The 13340-nt window shown below is 59.4% G+C and carries 10 protein-coding genes and 1 pseudogene; 8 read left to right on the top strand and 3 right to left on the bottom strand.

Annotated features, from left to right (window positions below; all coding sequences use genetic code 11):
• Positions 1-146 precede the first annotated feature (146 nt).
• Positions 147-569, bottom strand: coding sequence for an energy transducer TonB (locus tag ACZZ0O_RS17175; RefSeq protein ID WP_463591365.1), 423 nt, complete (start codon positions 567-569; stop codon positions 147-149).
• Complete coding sequence (locus ACZZ0O_RS17170) at positions 566-922, bottom strand: 4a-hydroxytetrahydrobiopterin dehydratase (protein ID WP_055854238.1); 357 nt, start codon at positions 920-922, stop codon at positions 566-568. The genes ACZZ0O_RS17175 and ACZZ0O_RS17170 overlap by 4 nt, the downstream gene beginning before the upstream one ends.
• Before the next feature lie 88 nt (positions 923-1010).
• Here ACZZ0O_RS17170 and ACZZ0O_RS17165 point away from each other — a divergent pair, with 88 nt between their 5' ends.
• The 5 genes and pseudogenes from ACZZ0O_RS17165 (at position 1011) to ACZZ0O_RS17145 (ending at position 7520) form a co-directional block, all read left to right on the top strand.
• Complete coding sequence (locus ACZZ0O_RS17165) at positions 1011-1610, top strand: NfuA family Fe-S biogenesis protein (RefSeq protein WP_055854241.1); 600 nt, start codon at positions 1011-1013, stop codon at positions 1608-1610.
• 13 nt (positions 1611-1623) lie between these two features.
• Positions 1624-3449 (top strand): annotated as a pseudogene (locus ACZZ0O_RS17160) (transmembrane repetitive protein).
• A 139-nt stretch (positions 3450-3588) separates the two neighbouring features.
• Complete coding sequence (locus ACZZ0O_RS17155; protein WP_463591364.1) at positions 3589-4239, top strand: TraX family protein; 651 nt, start codon at positions 3589-3591, stop codon at positions 4237-4239.
• A 1500-nt stretch (positions 4240-5739) separates the two neighbouring features.
• On the top strand, positions 5740-6639 hold the full coding sequence (locus ACZZ0O_RS17150) for a Mu transposase C-terminal domain-containing protein (RefSeq protein WP_463602944.1): 900 nt from the start codon (positions 5740-5742) through the stop codon (positions 6637-6639).
• Positions 6636-7520 (top strand): TniB family NTP-binding protein, encoded by an 885-nt coding sequence (locus ACZZ0O_RS17145; protein WP_463591362.1) that lies wholly within the window; start codon positions 6636-6638, stop codon positions 7518-7520. The genes ACZZ0O_RS17150 and ACZZ0O_RS17145 overlap by 4 nt, the downstream gene beginning before the upstream one ends.
• A 955-nt stretch (positions 7521-8475) precedes the next feature.
• On the opposite strand, the gene ACZZ0O_RS17140 is transcribed toward ACZZ0O_RS17145, so the two are convergent.
• Positions 8476-8850, bottom strand: a complete 375-nt coding sequence (locus tag ACZZ0O_RS17140; protein ID WP_463591361.1) for a hypothetical protein — start codon at positions 8848-8850, stop codon at positions 8476-8478.
• 82 nt (positions 8851-8932) lie between these two features.
• Here ACZZ0O_RS17140 and ACZZ0O_RS17135 point away from each other — a divergent pair, with 82 nt between their 5' ends.
• From ACZZ0O_RS17135 to ACZZ0O_RS17125, 3 genes are all read left to right on the top strand, one after another.
• The gene (locus ACZZ0O_RS17135; RefSeq protein WP_268211560.1) at positions 8933-9157 is read left to right on the top strand and encodes a helix-turn-helix domain-containing protein; all 225 of its coding nucleotides are present in this window, start codon (positions 8933-8935) and stop codon (positions 9155-9157) included.
• A 704-nt stretch (positions 9158-9861) separates the two neighbouring features.
• Positions 9862-10374, top strand: a complete 513-nt coding sequence (locus ACZZ0O_RS17130; protein WP_463591360.1) for a hypothetical protein — start codon at positions 9862-9864, stop codon at positions 10372-10374.
• Between the two features lie 508 nt (positions 10375-10882).
• Complete coding sequence (locus ACZZ0O_RS17125) at positions 10883-12625, top strand: hypothetical protein (protein WP_463591359.1); 1743 nt, start codon at positions 10883-10885, stop codon at positions 12623-12625.
• Positions 12626-13340: the final 715 nt, after the last annotated feature.

The following is a 13340-nucleotide window of genomic DNA, read 5'->3' as shown; positions in this document are numbered from 1 at the left end:
GATGACGAAGGCGTGGTGTCGAAGACAGCCGCACGTTCATGTGCAACCACCGGCCAAGGTGACCGGTATCGATGAGCGATGCATCGCGGTGTCGCGCGCCTTGCCCGTCGCCGCTCAGAGCCGCTGCAGCAGGCTGACCGCTGCGCTCAACCGCCGCGGCGCGCGCGTTCTTCGATGGCGAAGCATTCGTCCGGACGCGGCACCGGCGGCTTGAAGGCGACCGGCACCTGGATGGTCTGCGGCACGGCCTGGCCATTGCGGGTGGCCGCCTTGAACTTCCATTCGCGCACACGCTTTTGTGCAGCGTCGTCCAGCACCGGCTGGCCGCTGCTCTGGGTCACCGCCACGTCGGTCGGTATGCCTTCGGTACCGACGACGACCCTGAGCACGGTGGTGCCACCGACCCCGGCGCAAGCCAACTCCGGTGCGTACTCCGGCGGCGGCGTCTTCAGCGCAGCAAGCTCTGTGGGGGCCACCGCAGGCGCGGCAGCCTGTTGCGGTGACTTGCCGCAGCCGCTGAGGCCGGCCGCCAGACACAGGCCGGCGAGGGCAGCGCGAGAAATGGTCATGCAGTGACTCCCTGATCGTAGAGTTGCGCGGTCTTGGCCGCGCAGATGAAGTCGTTTTCGCTCAGCCCGCCCACATCGTGGGTGGAATAACGCACCACCACCCGGTCGTAATGCACACCCAGATCGGGGTGGTGGTCTTCGCGATGGGCAATCCAGGCCAGCGCATTCACGAAGGCGAGGGTGCGGTAATAGTCCGCAAAGCGGAAGGTGCGCGTGATGGCCATGCCGGCCTCGGCCAGCTCCCAGCCGGGTATCTGCGGCAGCAGCTCGGCCAGACGGGCCTCGCCAAGCTTGTGGTCGCTACCCTTGCGCGGAAGGCAATGGGCCTGCTCCAGGGGAATCAGATCGGTCATGATGCTCTCGCAGGGGTGGCGGACGGCGCACCCACCAGGATCACGGTGTTCCATGAGCGAGGGCGCTTTGAGCGGTAGAATAACCCGCATGATCCAGATATCCGACAAAGCCCAAACCTATTTCCGCAAGCTCATCGAACGCGAAGGCGTGCCCGGCATGGGCGTTCGCCTGAGCGCGGTGGACCCAGGCACCCCTCGCGCAGATGCCAGGCTTGAGTTCGCAGAGCCTGCGGACCTGAGCGGCGACGAGTGGGCCATCGACTGCGATGGCTTCACGCTGTACGTGGCCGCCGCCAGCGTGCCGTGGGTGGATGGTGCCGAGGTCGACTACGTCACCCAGTCCACCGGCAACCAGCAGTTGACCATCAAGGCGCCCAAGATCAAGGGCGAAGCGCCAGCGGATTCTGCCTCGATGGTGGAGCGCGTGCGCTGGGTGGTGGAAAACGAGATCAACCCGCAGCTGGCATCGCACGGCGGACGTGTGGCCGTACAGGAAGTCTCGGCCGACGGCGTGGTGCTGCTGCGCTTCGGCGGCGGTTGCCACGGCTGCGGCATGGCCGATGTCACGCTGAAGCAGGGCATCGAAAAGACCTTGATGGGACGCGTACCCGGCGTGATTGCGGTGCGCGATGCCACCGACCACGCCACCGGCGACGCACCGTACATTCCGCGCGACAGCGCGGCCTGATTCCGCGTCACCGGTGACAACGGCTGCCGATCTGCTGCAGGCGCTGCGCGCGCGCATGCCTGCCAAGCTCATTCTGGATCGGCGCACCGGCCTGCCATACGGGTGGGCGATCTGGATGCGCAACCGCGACGGCGCGGCGGCACCGTTCAACGACGATCAGGTGATGGATGTGCTGTTGGGACGTCCATCCGCCGTCCATGGCGCAGGCACTGCAGCGACGCTGACGCCGTTCCAGGCATTTCGCAGCCTGTGGTGGCAGCACTGGGAGCCACGCCCGACCGATCAGCGCCGGCAACACTGGCTCGCGCTGCTGGGCAGTCTGTTGATCCACATCGGCTTCATCGCGCTGCTGATCTGGGTGGTCACCGTGCGTTGGGCGCCGGACGACACCAAACCGGGCGAAGAGTCGCGTGTGCGCATGACCTTCATCGGCGACGGCGCAGCGGAGCAGGGGGAGGGCACGCAGAACCTTCGGCGGCGGCACAGGCGGCGTCCGCCGACGCTGCCGCCGCGCAGCAGGCCAGTGCGGGTGCGTCCCGTGGTGAGTCTGCACAACCGACGACGCCCGCATCGGTACCGCCGCAGGCTGCCGCCGAGCCTGTCGATGCAACCAGCGCTGCGCAGGCGCAGGAAAGCGCGCCGGAGCCGGTCACCGCCGCTGCCAGCGAGCCGGTGACACCGGAGGTGCCGCAAGTGACGGTGCAGGTGCCGGAAGTGACGATCGAATCACCGCTGCAGGTGACCGAAACTGCGGTCGCCACCAACGAGTTTGTGGTTCCTCCACCGCCCAGCATCACCGTGGCGCCGCGAGCGATGACGCCGACCGCGCCGCAAGTGGAGGTGCGTCAGCGCGAGATCCAGACCGTGACCGACCGGCCGCAGCTGCGCGAATTGCAGCGCCCGGCCGCAGCCGTCGCCGTGCGATCAGCCGATGCACCTGCCGTGCGCGAACGCGAAGTCGTGGTGCCGGACCGGCCGCAGGTTGCAGCACCGACGATGCGTCCCAGGGAAGTCACTCCAACCGTGCGCATGCCCGAGGTGGCGGTGCGCGCCGCGGAACTGCCCAACGTGCCGGAGCCGGCACCTATGCCGGCGCCTGTGGCGCCAACCGCACCGGCAACTGCCGCACCGACGTCGGCACCGCCTACATCGACAGCGAACGCCTCCGTTCCGCAGCCGGCACCCGCTACATCCGCGCCGCAGGCAACAGCGTCATCGGCCAAATCAGAGCAGTCCAGCAACAGCGCTGCCGCAGCGTCTTCGTCAACCAAGCCCGCGACCAATACCGCTGCCGGGCCAGCAGCGGCGGACCGCAGCGGCGGCTGGGACGTCGCTGCCAATGCCGACGACTGGAGCAAATCCGACCGCAACCGCCGTGGCGAAACCACCGGCGCCAACGGCCAGCGCGATGGCATGTTCAATAGTGACGGCAGCGTGCGCGTGGCGGGGGCAGGCGATGCCGGCAAGGGAGCCGGCGACCGAGGGCCGCCCGGCAGCGACACCGACACCTGGACCCGCGACCAGATCGCCCAAGGCGGCACCTGGCTCAAGCGCCCGCCGTACGGCTACACGCCGACCTCGCTGGATAAGTACTGGATGCCGAACCAGTCGCTGCTGCAGGAATGGGTGCGCCGCGGCTTGAAGAAGATCGAGATCCCGATTCCGGGCACCACCACCAAGATCAGCTGCGTCGTGTCGTTGCTGCAATTCGGCGGCGGCTGCGGCCTGAGCGACCCCAACCTCAACGATCAGCCCGCCACCGCGCGACCGCCGCCGGATGTACCGTTCAAGCGGGAGCTGCAGGAGGACAAGGGGGCGGTGCGCCGTGAGGGCGAATGAGGGTGCTGCACGATGAGCGTCCAGCACAGCTCGATGGAGCGAAGCGGGGCACGCGCTTACATCAACACCGTGCGTCAATGCGCCTCCAGCTGGTGGGTGGGTGCCACGGCGTTTGCGGCGACCAAGGCGAAACGTCTCAATGACCAGTGGCGGCCGTGAGTTTTTGAAATGGCTGGCTGCCGTCTTCATGACGGGCGATCACGCCTTGAAGATTCTGGGGCTGGGTTACGTCCCGGGTGTTGCCGAATTGGGGCGTGTGGCCTTTCCGTTGTTTGCGCTGGTTCTGGCCTACAACCTTGCTCAACCGAACGCCGATATAGAAAAATCGGTCAAGCGCTTGTTTCTGTGGGGCATCATCGCAACGCCTGTGGTGGCGATCGCATTTCAACGCGTATTCCCGCTGAATGTGCTGTTGTCGTTTGCGTTAGCGGCTGTGTGCATCCTGGCAATCGAACGACGTCAATGGGTGTTTTTGGCAGTGTGCGTATTGCTTGTACCGGCAGCGGTCGATTATCGATGGGCTGGCGTGGCCGTCGTGCTGGGCGGCTGGGTGTTCTGGCGCAATCCTTGGCAATGGAGATTATCGAAAGGAATCTCTGCGCTGGTGTTGCTTGTACTGCCGGTGTCGCTAATTTGCTTCTTTAGCGATACGTTCTGGGCGCTATTGGTATTGCCTCTGCTGTTGCTTGCACGCATAAACATTCCTATTCCACGCACCCGCAGTACGTTTTATTTCTATTACGTGGGTCATCTTGTTTTTCTGATGGGGCTATTTTACGGAGTCGTGTGACGTGGAAAGTCGGTCAGGAGTATGTGGGGCAAGAAGGCGCCGGAATTCATGCGGGACGTCAACGGTGATGACAAGGCTTGTCAGTGTTCCTAATTAATGTCCCTGACAAATAGCTACAGAAAACATTGACTTGCAATGGGGCAATCCAACTTTGCAACACATTGCGAAGATGATCTGTGCTGCAGGGACATGATCTTAGTGCAAGCCAAAGGCCAGGGACACGAACTCGGAACATGCAGAAACGCGCCTGATTAGATGTGTCGCGACGCCCCCCTCAGCCGTGAAAAGTGACAAAATTTTCGGAAAAATAGTCTAAAAACTATATCTTTCAATGAGTTGCGTTGCCCTCGCCTCGGCACTGTGCTATCACACGGAATCCAAGGCGACGGAATTCATAGCATGGCCTGATTCGGCAGCCGTCCAGGCTTGAACGAGAAATGGCTCGGGTGGGCGCCCGAGCCATTTATTGAACATCGGTTTGGTCCCCGATTGCGTTCAGCCTCCCACTTTGATCTCCCGTCGTCAAGAGGGTTGGACGGCTGTTGTCTTCGGTCTGAGGGCTGAAAGATGGCGGCATTGAAACGAGTGAAAAGGATTGGCCCAGATTTGCGGATTAAGGTGGGGTTGCTCGCGGTATATCAGGGGCGAGCGGTCAGAGTTGTGGGCGTCCACTCCCATGATCGAATCCATCTAAAGGTCGAGGGCACAGCAGAGTTGGTATGGGCTGATGTCAGCATGATCGCGCCATACATGGTCGAAACTCCGCGGAAGACCATTAGGGCGCCGAGTGATGGCGATCCCGAAAAAGAACGTCAGGCCGTCAGGTGGAGTGAGGTGCTTGGCCGAGTCATAGCGACATGCGATGGCGCCGTACGAAAAGCCGATCTCATACAAGTTGCAGGCGAAATGGGTGTCAGTCCCAAGACCGTAAGGAGACGTCTGAAGGCCTATCGCGAGAATCCTATTCCCGCATCTCAGCTGACATCGACACCTGGGCCATGCGTGGGCAGTCGGCGCTTGTCACCCCTGGTCGAAAGCCTAATTGATGCCGCTATCGAAGAGGTGCATCTGACGCGAGAGCGTCGTCCCCTTGTCGCAGTGTTGAGGCGGGTTGAGTTGTTGGCAAGGGAGGCGGGGGTTCAAGCACCAGGGAGAAAAGCAGTGCGCGCTCGGATCGCCGCGCGCGATCCCATGGTGGTGGCGAAGAAAAGATTAGGGGGCCACGATGCGCACGCTCTACAGGCACCGTCCGTTAAGGGTTTAACGGTATCAAGGCCTCTTGAGGCGGTTCAGATCGATCATGCATTAGTCGATTTGATTGTCGTATCCGCGAGTACTCGAAAGCCCATAGGTAGGCCATGGATTACGGTTGCGATCGACGTGCACACACGGTGCATCTTGGGCTATTACCTGAGCTTTGATACGCCGAATCAAACTTCTGTAGCCCATGCACTGGAGCACGCATCCTTTCCAAAGCAGCCGTGGCTGAAGCGTCTGGGCGTGGACGTCTCGTACCCGATGTTCGGCAAGATCGAGTGCATCCACTGGGACAATGCAAAGACATTCCAGGCAAAGGACGTGAAGGCTCAGTGCGAGCGCTACGGTATTCGCATTCAGGAGAGGCCGGTGAGGAGTCCTCACTACGGTGCCTACGTCGAGCGTGTGATTGGCACAATGATGGGCGCAGTGCATCTTCTGCCGGGCACGACGTTTTCCAACGTGAAGGCTAGGGGGAGCTATCAATCCGAGAAGCGCGCGACGATGTCTTTTCACGATCTCGAACGATGGCTTGCGGAGGAGATTGCGGGCCAGTACCACCATCGACCGCATAAAGGGCTTGGGGGATTGACGCCGGCAGCAGCTTGGGAGGCCGCATGGAAGGCTAGCGATGGAAGCCCAACCATTCCCCCTATCATCGGCGACGCGCGGGCATTTGTAATCGGCTTCTATCCTTCCGTATCAAGGCGAGTCAGTCGTACTGGGATTGTGTTGCACGGACTCCGCTACTGGGACCCGTGCCTGACTCCTCTGATCAACGATCAGAAGAATCATGAGGTCCATTACAGCCAGCGCGACCTCAGCAAGGTGTATCTGCGGCAGGGGGATGGATACATCGATGTTCCATTGCTCGATAGGTCGCAAGGCGAATTCTCGCTTTGGGAGCTACGGGAGGCCAGGGCGGAAGCTAGGCAAAGAGGTAAGACTGCCTCCGAGGAGAGCGAGATGTTCGAGTCGATCCGAAGGCAGAGGAGTATTCAGGTCCAGGCAGAGGCATCTTCAAAGGCCGCTAGAAAGAAGATTGCGCGCACCCCTGTGGTTGCATGCACTTCAGTTCCGCCGGCTGCGGACTACACCCAGGAAGTGCAAGCATTCAATTGGGATGACGGGGTGATCGAATGAAGATGTCCCCTCATCCAACCAGCAGCCCTGCGATACGCGAGCAACGTGGTGCATCAATTGGACTTGAACATTCGTTCCGATTTATTCCGCATCCTGCTGCAGTTTCCTACCTTAAATTGGTCAGCCACCTTCGGCGTCATGAAGCCGGTCGTGATCGACCCAAGTGTGTTCACCTTGCGGCAGGTCCCGGCGCAGGTAAGACCCGCCTTCAGATGCACTACCTGGAGCAAGTAGCGCCCCAGTCGAACGAAGCCGGTACGAGGCAGAGAGAAGTGATCTATGTGGAGGCGCCCTACGACGGGCACCACGGCAAGTTGGCGCGCTCGATCATTGACGCATGCTTGCCAGGCGGCTATCCCGTGCGCAGACCCTCTGCGTTGTGCGAGACCGCTCTCACCCTCCTTTCCTCATCCGGGGTGCGCCAAATCCTCATAGATGAGGCAGGAAATCTTCTAAACGCGGGTCGGTCAACGCAACAGCAGACGTTAGCCTTCATCAAAGCGATCACCAATCGCGGTATGACTGTTTCTATCGCATCAACCATGAATCTTGTGAACGTGCTGGCTGCCGATGAACAGTTGCAGTCCCGTTTTACCCGTATCGAGATCCCTACTTGGACTGAGTCCCAGTCGTTTCGCTCCTTTCTGGCAAGCATTGAAATCGAACTCGCATTGCCACAGCCATCAGGGCTCAATGACCAAGTGATAGTTCGATGGATGATCGCCCGTGGATGTTGCACTACTTCGAGGATTCTTGAGGTAATTTCAGGCGCGAAGCGCATTGCAGATGAGCGGGGGCTGTCACGTATTGACGTTCAGGTACTCGACCTTGCACTTAGCCGCGGTTACGTGGGGGAGGGTACCCAGCATGGAGATTTCTGACCTCCCGGTGTGGGCAAAGGTGTTTCCGGGCGAGAGTGTTCAGTCGTGGCTAGAGGCGACTCGAGTTCGTCTTGGATTGGACGCCGATGATTGGTGGGCGTGGTGCGCACTGGATCATGCAGAGCCAGAGCGCCAAGCAGACAAGAAGGTTTGGACGAGGCTGCCGGCAGGCCTGGGCCAAGTGACAGAGATCCCCATTGACCTTCGAATCGCCCCTGCCTGGCGGGAGATCTATTGCCCTCGCTGCGTGATTAACGGTCCGTTCGGATTCCGCTACCCGGTTCTGACCAAGTGGCTGGATGTGAGGAGCATCTGCTGTGATGAGCACATGCTTTTGCTCAATTACAGATCGACGTCCAAGTGTATCGATGTAGGTAGTGACCCCGAGTTGCTCGCGTGGCACCACTGGCTGCGTGAGTGGCGCGACGACGGCTCCCTCGCTGTGACTGAACATCGCTTTCGCCGCGATCTGCTGCTTGCCGCGACGAGGAATTGGAGTCCTACCTCGGGTCTGATTGCTGGCGTGGGAAGCAAATGGTTTCTGACGGAGAAGGGCTGGCTGGGACCGGGGGTGCCTAGCCGTCTGCAAAAGCCCGGCTGCCCAGGTAGAGCGGGCATGCTGAGCCCTGGGGATCGAATGTCGGCGTTGTTCTCCGCGTGGCAAGCCTGGGTCGCAATGCGGGAAGGCGCATCGTCTGCCCTACCTAAGTGGCCGCGCGAAGCATGGCATTGGCTCGATGCGCGCTGGCGTAAACGGCGGCCCCATGAGGGTGGCTCGCAGATTGCTGAGATTGCGGCATCATTGGCACCGAGGAAGCATATGAGCCGTCCACGGAGGGGGAGGCGACGGTGACCCAGGAATTAGCAGTCCGGCCAGCTTGGTCTCGCGAAATTTCTCATCTGCTTCTCTTAAGCTGTATCTGGCTCCAGCGTGTACGCGCTGATGGGCACAGCGCTACCCGCCCGATCGCTGGCGGGATACCGAACGCCTCCTGGATTGCGGCCGAGCGAGTAGCAGCGGGCAGTGCATATCCAAGAACTCGGCCATCTCGCTTCGACGCTGGAGAACCCCGGCAGGGATTTCGAGCTGAAGCTTCTTGGCAATAGATACAGCAAAGCTGATCTGGGCGTTTGTGGGGGGTTTCAGGTCCCAATCCAAGCAGTCGGCAAGGATAGGGAGGATTCGTCCGCTCAGCCGTGTACCAAACGATTCTCGCTCTGGATCGTGCTGTAGTCGCGACCACTGCTCTTTCAGCGAATCAAGCAGTCCCGATGTCGCGTCAAGTGCGATCAAAAGGTCGCAATCCGGGTCAATGAGCAGCAAGGCCATAGCGAGACTCGCCTGATACCTTTAAGTAGTCTACCTATATGGTGGTAGCGATAGAAGTAGCCTGAGAACAATGCTTTGCTGCATGCAGCAAGATTCTCTGGCTCAAAAACTTGGCTTGGCAATTCGTGCGGCGCGTTCAGCTAAGGGCTGGAGCCAGGAACGCTTTGCCGACTCGATCTCAATGCATCGTGCCTACTACAGCTCCATCGAGAGGGGCGAGAAGAACATCACTATTGCAACTCTTGCCAGACTGGCCGCCGGGCTCGGCGTCAGGCCGCACGAGCTCCTGCTTGGGGCTGAGCTGTAAGGGGAATGCAGTCGTGGTTGCGAGACCTTGATGGGCGCTCTGACGCCTCTCCACGCCGCCACATCGAGCACCTAGCTTTCAATACGTACGATCAAGAAAGATAGCGTGTCGTTGGTGTTCACCGCCGTTTGCGCCGTCTCACCTGTGCTTACGCCAAGTTGTTGAGCTGGGTAGGGACGGAGCGGCTCAGACTCTGGAGCTCGCAAGGGGCCCCTGACTCCGCCCGCCATCGTCAATTGGCGATGCTGTTTTCCGAGGGAAGTGAACAGGCCCTCGGGACTTTCCCTGTTCGGCCAGAAATGAGATGGAATTACGCTGATTAGGGAGCGTTATCGAGGGTGGGATAGGTTATTCCGGGCTCGAGGGGCTCACCATCACTTGCTGGACAACGCTGAAGCGAAATTGCTCGGCTATTCCTCGGAGAGGCTCTCGCCCCAATGATTGCCCGCAAGATCGACGATCAAGCCGAAGACACTCGCATCTCTACCTGGGCGCCCAGCCATCGCGGTGATGCGCCTCTGGAATGAAGTGGATAGCAGGCAAGTGACGTAATAAGCAGTGTCGTTGGGCGCATTCTGGGTTGCGGCGGCCGCTGCAAGGCCTTTTCCACTCGGAGGCATTAGTCTGCCTGTCAACCCGATCTCGCTCGCGCGACGTCGTTGAGTGTGGCAGACTCTTCCGCAAACATAACCGGGGGGGGCAAGATGCCGAAGTACTCGGGACCAGACGATATCTACCGAGAACTGGTAGACGAATCGGATGAGAATTGGTTACTAGGCCTTCTGGCCTTCGCAGTCATCGAACAGCAGCGAATCGATTGGGCAAAGCATCGATTAGAAACGTCGGGAAGCTCCCCGACGACCGCGGACGTTCAAGCATGGTACGAATCGCAGCCGCAGAGCGCTATCGTTAGGGCAAAGGCCGAAGCAGAGGCGGCACTGAATACCTACGGAGCTCAGGCCGTGGAAGAATTCGATGACGCCTATCGTAAGGAAATTGCTCAGGGAATTGTCGTTGCTGAGATACAGAAGTTAGGGCGGTGGGGTCCTCAGCTGGGAATGAACGTTCTTGGCGGAGTTATCGGTTCTATCGTCTTCACTGCACTCTTAATCATCATTGCCTTTTTCGTATTACACGAGCCCTCGACGAACGACATAGCCCAGAAACTTAGACAACAAGTGGAGACCAAAGATGGCCAAGTCGGAAGTAACAAGTAAGCGCGCAGCATCAGCTGCATCGAAGGTGCTGCGCGACAGTGGGTCGAGCAAGTCTGCCAAATCGGCCGCTGGTTCTGCATTGTCACAGCGCACCACGACAAATACCACTTCCAGTCGCGCAGCTACCGCGGCCTCCAAGGCGCTTAATAGCTCCGGCTCAAGTAAGGCTGCACGAACAGCAGCAGGTTCGGCGCTCACGCAAAAGCCAAAGCGGTAGTAGTAACAGATTAGACCGCAAGGCCACTGGCACCTGAGTGTCCGCTCCTGCCCGAGAGCGGACGTCGGGCTGGCCAGAGGATTAGACTGATTTATCGGGGGTAGGGATGCCGCAGTCGACCCATAGCTGACAGACTGCTCTGGGATCTCAGGGCAGTCGGTGCTTTGGGGCTGGCGTCGATCGCGCTCTTGAGGCAGTTGTGGCGGCGCCCCCTCACTATTTGCTTGGTGCAATGGAAGTCTGACGCGCGATAGTTTGGCCGGGCGCTTACGTCATTCGCAGGAGGAAGCGATGCTCAAATCTATAGACATTGAGAACATCAGGGGCATCAAGAGTTGCACGTTTCAACTCGACATTATTCCTAACAAGCCGTCGCTCCTTGTCGCTCCAAATGGGTTCGGAAAAAGTTCGCTTGCAGCGGCGTTTGCCGCGCTCAAGACCAACCGAATAGAGCTCCCAAAGGATCAGTTCCACTTGGGAGACGAATCGCTCGCACCAAAACTAACCCTCACCATCAGGCGGAATGACGGGACTTCCACTCTCGTTGCAGACAGAAACTGCAACGCAATTTCGGAATTCTTTGATATCCATGTGGTCGCCAGCCGGCTTCGGGCAAAGGCCACTAAGCACAATATGGGCAAGTTCACGACCGCAACAGCATCGCTGGAGATCAGTGACCTGGTGCTGGTCCAGACCATTCCCCCCAAGGCACAACATGCCTATGACGTGATGGAGATGCGCACGCGTTTTGGGTTATCCGGCAAGGCTTTTCAGAACCTCGGCAAGACACTCGGGAGCCCGACGCTAGCCGACGGTTTGATTGATCTGTATGGCGTGATGGACAAAGTGTCGGGTGTCCGCATTCAAAACGACATAGAAGAGATGACCGCGTTGCTTCAGGCCCAAGCCGGAACCGCCGACGAAATACGTGCGTGGGCTGGCGGTGCCCTCGCGCCACGCCTTGAAGCGATAGACGCCGTCAAGGCGCTGGCTGATCTCTTGGCGATGGCTGCCGGTCCCACTCAAGCCCGTATCGATGCTCTGCTATCAGGTCTGCAGGTGGTGCTGACCTACCTAGGCAACAAGAAGGCGTTCAAGGAAGCGTGTAAGTATCTTTCGTACGTCAACGAAAGGGAGAGCTTTGAGGACATCATCAAAGCGTTCGGTTCTACATGGAAAAGGGTCAAGCCTACTGAGCGCAAGGGGAGTCTCGTTGTCTCGTTCCCGCCAGCCTTGCATATCTCTAATGGCCAGCGTGACTCTCTATGCTTTGCGGCCGAGTTGAGGAAGATTGAGCGATCAATCTCGTCGCGCGACATCATTCTCGTCATTGACGAGGTGTTTGATTACCTAGATGACGCCAATCTCGTGGCGGTCCAGTACTACATCACCAGGCTCATCAAGAAGGTCCGTGAAAAACAAAGGAACATGTACCCCCTAATTCTAACGCATCTGAATCCTTACTACTTTAGGAACTTCACATTCGCTAGTCAGAAGGTCTATTTTCTGAAGAAGTCCAAGCCAGCCATCAACAAGGACTTTCGCGCCCTCATCGCAAAGCGGGAAGATCCATCCATTAAAGAAGACCTTGGTCGCCACTATCTGCACTATGATCCGTCACCGGTTGACGTGACGACGCAGTTCCAAGCTCTTGGCTTGAAGGAGTCCTGGGGAGATTCGATCGCATTCCATTCTTACACAGAAGCGGAGTGGAATAAGTACGTCAACGAATCGGATAACTATGATCCATTTGCGGTCTGCTGCTTTGTCCGTGTCAGGATTGAGAAGATTGTCCATGACGCAATCCAAGGCCCGGTTCAGAAGTCTGATTTCCTCGGCAAGCGGATGACAAAGAACAAGCTGGATTTTGCCGTTGCAAATGGTGTCGACGTTGACGACACCATCTACCTCCTGGGCATCATCTACAATGACGGGATGCACGTTCACGACAACGTAGATGACAATAGTCCCATCGTTTCTAAGCTGGAGAATCGGACCATTCGCCATATGCTCATCGAGAGCGTAAGGGAGTAAGCCGCTCTTGCACTTTGCAGTACTGATGTCTGTTTGCGGCCGGAAACGGAAGCCCGCGGGGCAGGTGATCAGGAGGCTTTATCGGGGGTAAGCAGCCGCGTGGCTAGTGGCCGAGCGCAATTTGCGCCTGGCCTGCTGAGAAGATGGAGGCGCGGCCAGAACGTCGAGGCCTCGCAAAGCCAAGTTCAGAGCTGTCCGGCTCAGACCTTCTTGAGCACAGTCCACCGCTCAACGCAGCTACTCTCCTTCGCCGCGGGACGCGCGAGGCCTGGGTCCAATAGGCCCGTGCTGGCCGCGGCACACAAGCGAGCGAGGCGGAGTTCGCGTTGGCCTAGTTTCGGGCGAATCCGCGCAGGGCGACTGGAGGGAAAAGGCAGCGGCGTCTCTGGCTACTCGGGGCGGCGCTACTCGGCGGCGGACTCGTCAGCGGAGTCGATCCGCCAGGCGATCTCGTCGATCGTCACGACACTGAGTAAAGACCCGTCCTTGACCGCGCAGAATCGCTCCGTGCATCCGACGAGTTGCAATAGCGCGCCTGACTCTGCCTTGAATCCGACCATCTGTGCCTGTTGGCCGAGGGGCGCTCACTCTTCAATGCGCGCTCCGCTCGTGCGCTGCAGATACTATGCGCCGCGCTCAGCGGCATCACGATCACACCACGAACGCGGCCGATGAGAGCGAGGGTGGGGGCACCAAAGAGCACGAGCTGAGCGGC

The organism is Xanthomonas sp. AC360, from assembly GCF_979258225.1.
This window is presented reverse-complemented; position numbering and strand designations above follow the sequence as displayed.

Bases quoted from the DNA above. Each gene is read 5' to 3' on its own strand.
- ACZZ0O_RS17175 (WP_463591365.1), bottom strand. From the start codon at position 569: ATGACCATTTCTCGCGCTGCCCTCGCCGGCCTGTGTCTGGCGGCCGGC.
- ACZZ0O_RS17170 (WP_055854238.1), bottom strand. From the start codon at position 922: ATGACCGATCTGATTCCCCTGGAGCAGGCCCATTGCCTTCCGCGCAAG.
- ACZZ0O_RS17165 (WP_055854241.1), top strand. From the start codon at position 1,011: ATGATCCAGATATCCGACAAAGCCCAAACCTATTTCCGCAAGCTCATC.
- ACZZ0O_RS17155 (WP_463591364.1), top strand. From the start codon at position 3,589: ATGACCAGTGGCGGCCGTGAGTTTTTGAAATGGCTGGCTGCCGTCTTC.
- ACZZ0O_RS17145 (WP_463591362.1), top strand. From the start codon at position 6,636: ATGAAGATGTCCCCTCATCCAACCAGCAGCCCTGCGATACGCGAGCAA.
- ACZZ0O_RS17140 (WP_463591361.1), bottom strand. From the start codon at position 8,850: ATGGCCTTGCTGCTCATTGACCCGGATTGCGACCTTTTGATCGCACTT.
- ACZZ0O_RS17135 (WP_268211560.1), top strand. From the start codon at position 8,933: ATGCAGCAAGATTCTCTGGCTCAAAAACTTGGCTTGGCAATTCGTGCG.
- ACZZ0O_RS17130 (WP_463591360.1), top strand. From the start codon at position 9,862: ATGCCGAAGTACTCGGGACCAGACGATATCTACCGAGAACTGGTAGAC.
- ACZZ0O_RS17125 (WP_463591359.1), top strand. From the start codon at position 10,883: ATGCTCAAATCTATAGACATTGAGAACATCAGGGGCATCAAGAGTTGC.